At 58.6% G+C, this 3,285-nt stretch carries 2 protein-coding genes; both read right to left on the minus strand.

What is annotated here, in order from left to right; translation table 11 throughout:
- Window positions 1-43: 43 nt before the first annotated feature.
- Complete coding sequence (locus tag TW83_RS17625) at window positions 44-2,311, minus strand: tyrosine-type recombinase/integrase (protein ID WP_204245805.1); 2,268 nt, start codon at window positions 2,309-2,311, stop codon at window positions 44-46.
- On the minus strand, window positions 2,308-3,276 hold the full coding sequence (locus tag TW83_RS22310; RefSeq protein ID WP_052714970.1) for a site-specific integrase: 969 nt from the start codon (window positions 3,274-3,276) through the stop codon (window positions 2,308-2,310). Before TW83_RS22310 ends, TW83_RS17625 begins: the two co-directional genes overlap by 4 nt.
- Window positions 3,277-3,285 lie beyond the last annotated feature (9 nt).

The raw sequence follows: 3,285 nt of genomic DNA on the forward strand, positions 1-3,285 counted from the left end.
AATCACGCGGGATGTGACACATAGTCTATGACGGGAACTGCTATCAGTCATTCTGGGTGCGCTCCCTCCCCGACACTTCGATCTGCTGTCGGGTGCGCCCGTCCGGCGTCCGCGCCTGTTCAAGGCCAGCGACGAGTGCATCCATCAGTCGCGCGCCGTCCTCGACCGCCTCTCGTTCGGTATCGGTCAACGGGATTTCCTGCAGCATCTTTTTTAGATTTCCTCCCGCCTCCAATGCCTGCATTCGTGTCGACTCTTTTGGCTCGTAAAAGGAACACTTGGCGCAAGCCATCCTGTGCACACACTGATCAAAAAAATCATACGTGCAGTAGCCATGCCCGAGGTCGTAATATTGCCATGGCTCTTCCACCCCCTCGCCATTGGTCCGCCTCGCTGCCTGATCAATCAGGACTTCGATCGTACGGACATTCCTCTTAAAATATCCAGCGCGGTCGAATGAGCGTGCTAATTTCGTCGGCGTAATAGCTGTATAATACTGTGTTGCTTGGGGCGACGCGTGTCCGAGCCAAGCTTGTAATTCGAACAGTGACAGCGGCTCCTTCGCGTTAAAAAGCTGCGTAGCGATCGTTGCGCGGGCGCGATGACTCGTAATCCGACCGCGTGCATCAGTTTCTGGCACACCTGCCTTCGCGCATAGGAGAGGAATCAGCGAGCCGTTGATATAAGCGGCGCCCATCCGCCGCCCTTTATGGACAAAGAGCCAGTCAACACGCTCACCGTTCTTGGTGTCCACGTCTTGCGGGTGAGGAAGCCGTTTGGCCTCCCACTCTTCAATCGCTGTTCCTACGATCGAATCCACTGGTTTAGTGAAAGCGCGACCGGTTTTGTTGACCGGCACGTCGAACAGGCATGTCTGAGATGCTTCGCCTTGCTCTGGTAAGGAGGACCAGCGGATCGCGCCGACCCGCATGCGATGGATCTCGTCGCGTCGTAGGCCACCGAACAGCCAAAGGATCGCAACCGCTCGCACCATGGCAAGGGGGTAGCGGAGTGGCTGCTCCGACCACCCGATCCGCTTTGACCGATCCCGAAGATCACTCTCTGTTAGGTTTAGAGCTGCCCAGATCAATTTGGCCCAAATATCGTCGGCAATGACCCGCGGTGCTGGTCCTATCTTCGCCAGTATGGCCCGCGACGGCACAAGTGTTTGAGCCGGAGCAAACCGGGGTGCGATCCACTCCCACTCCTGAAGGTCGGAGAAGAATGCCCGTATGCAGCGCAGGTGTGCCGCAATTGCGGATGGTTTTATTTGCTCTCCCTTGCGGCTAGCGGCGGCACTGACAGGCGTCGACCAATCTCCAATCCGCATTTTCATCGCGGCTGCGGCATATTCAAGAGCCAGTGCCCGGTCCCATTGTTCTGGTGAACGAACCTCTGGACGCCGCTCATCAAGCCAGCGGCCACATTTGAGAATGCCATAATAGGTGGTCGTCACAGAGGAAGGCGCAAGGGTTGCGGACGCGCGCCAGCGATTACACCATTCAAGCCACTCCTCCGGGACATCCGCGGACGCCCGTCGCTCATCAGGCGGACGTCGCCGGTCTTCCTGCCAAAGGCAGAAACCCTTCTCAATGATTCCAAGCCGTTCAAGGACGCGGGATAGCGCTGCGGCACCTGTGCGTGTGCTGTTCAATTGGCTGGACGCGACGCGGCGCATCGTTGCCACTGTGATGTCTTCCAGACGGCCCGATCTCTGATAGAGCAGCGCAGAGTAAAGAGCCGGCTTCATGCCATAGGGAACCTCGGCCCTCAGGCCGACAGAGTGCATCTCATCACGCACTCGCTTGGCGGTCGCGTCGACTTCCTTGCGGCCGAACACTTTCAGGGCCAGTCGATACTGAAAGAACGTGCCAACCTGCTCCAGGCGGTCGAAGTTGCCAAGGCAGTACGCAATCGCAACAACATATTGGCGACAATTGCCATGGCAGCCGTATCGCTTGTGGAATTCCCCCTCCGATGGCGCCAGTACGTCCTGCCATTCGTCCTGCGACCATCCCCAGTAGGCGTGCCGCCGCTTAATCAACTCCTGCATCATGACCCGGATCGTAGAGTTCCGCGGGGCGGCCGCTGCATTCATACGGCAGAGAGCTGCCTCAAGGGGTGACCTTAGCCTTTTCAGATCGGCGCGGATCGCTTTCGGCCATTGTGCGTGGCGTCGCGTGAACTGGTGTTCCAGCGCGTCAAGTGCGGCATGTTCGAGCGTTGAAAGCGTACCCATCTCGTTGAGAGGCAGCACACAATCTAGAGAACCGCTGTTCGACGGCGCAAGCCTATCAGAACAATAGCTCATAGCTGTAACTCCGCGATTGAGGCGAGGCGTGCCTCGTGCAATTCGGCAGCAGTCGCAGCGAACTTAGCTGACAGGTCACGTGCACTGAGATGGATGTAAAGAAGCGTAGACTGGATGCTCCGGTGACCAGCAAAGCGGGCAATTTCATGAATATCCCATCCCACCCGTGCCAGGTCGGTCAGGCACAAATGCCGCATTGTGTGGGTGCCAAGCTTTGGTTCGCCTGCGCAGCAACCTAGGGCATACACGACCTTCGACCACGTCCACTTACTGATCGGCATTGCCCGATTGCGCGGCGACGTAGAGAGAAACAGCGGCCCCCTGGTGCGGCTCAGCGTGCGGCGTGCGGGGAGATAGGCGGCAAGCAACTCCCCTGTAACGGCAGAGTACGGGACGACGCGGCCGGCTTTGGTCTTTGTCGTCTCGGCCCGGATCGTCACCAACCGGTGCGCGGGGTCGAAGTCTGATGTGTCTAGCGCACACAACTCCTCACGCCTTAGCGCGCAGTCGTAGGCAAGCGCCAGCATGAGACGATTGCGGATCGGCTCGGTTCGCGCCGCTGTGAGAATAGATTTCCACTGGGCCTCTGAAGGGATCCACGGAAGCACATGGTGAACCGGTATCAATCCGCGTTCGCCGCGCTGACTTCCCCCGCCAAGCTTACCCCTGCGTCCTCGAGCTACAGGGTTTGTTGTACGCACCCCCTCTTCCACAAGGTAATCATAGAATAGCCGAATGATCGTTAGCCTGTGCCGCAGCGACGCATTCGACGGCTGAGGGGCTAAGGCAGTTAAATTGCAGACCCGACCTGCACACCCGCCCCCCGGGGGGCGGGCGTGCAGGTCGGCTAGATACGCCGCGATGATACCTCTGCGAACATCAATCGGATCGACGCCCTGCCTGCGGCAGAATGCTGCGAAGTCAGTAACTCCCCTGGCATAGGCCGCGACGGTGTTAGCATACATTCCCCAAGT

It is taken from the genome of Paracoccus sp. S4493 (genome assembly GCF_000967735.1).
Lineage (GTDB): Bacteria > Pseudomonadota > Alphaproteobacteria > Rhodobacterales > Rhodobacteraceae > Paracoccus > Paracoccus marcusii.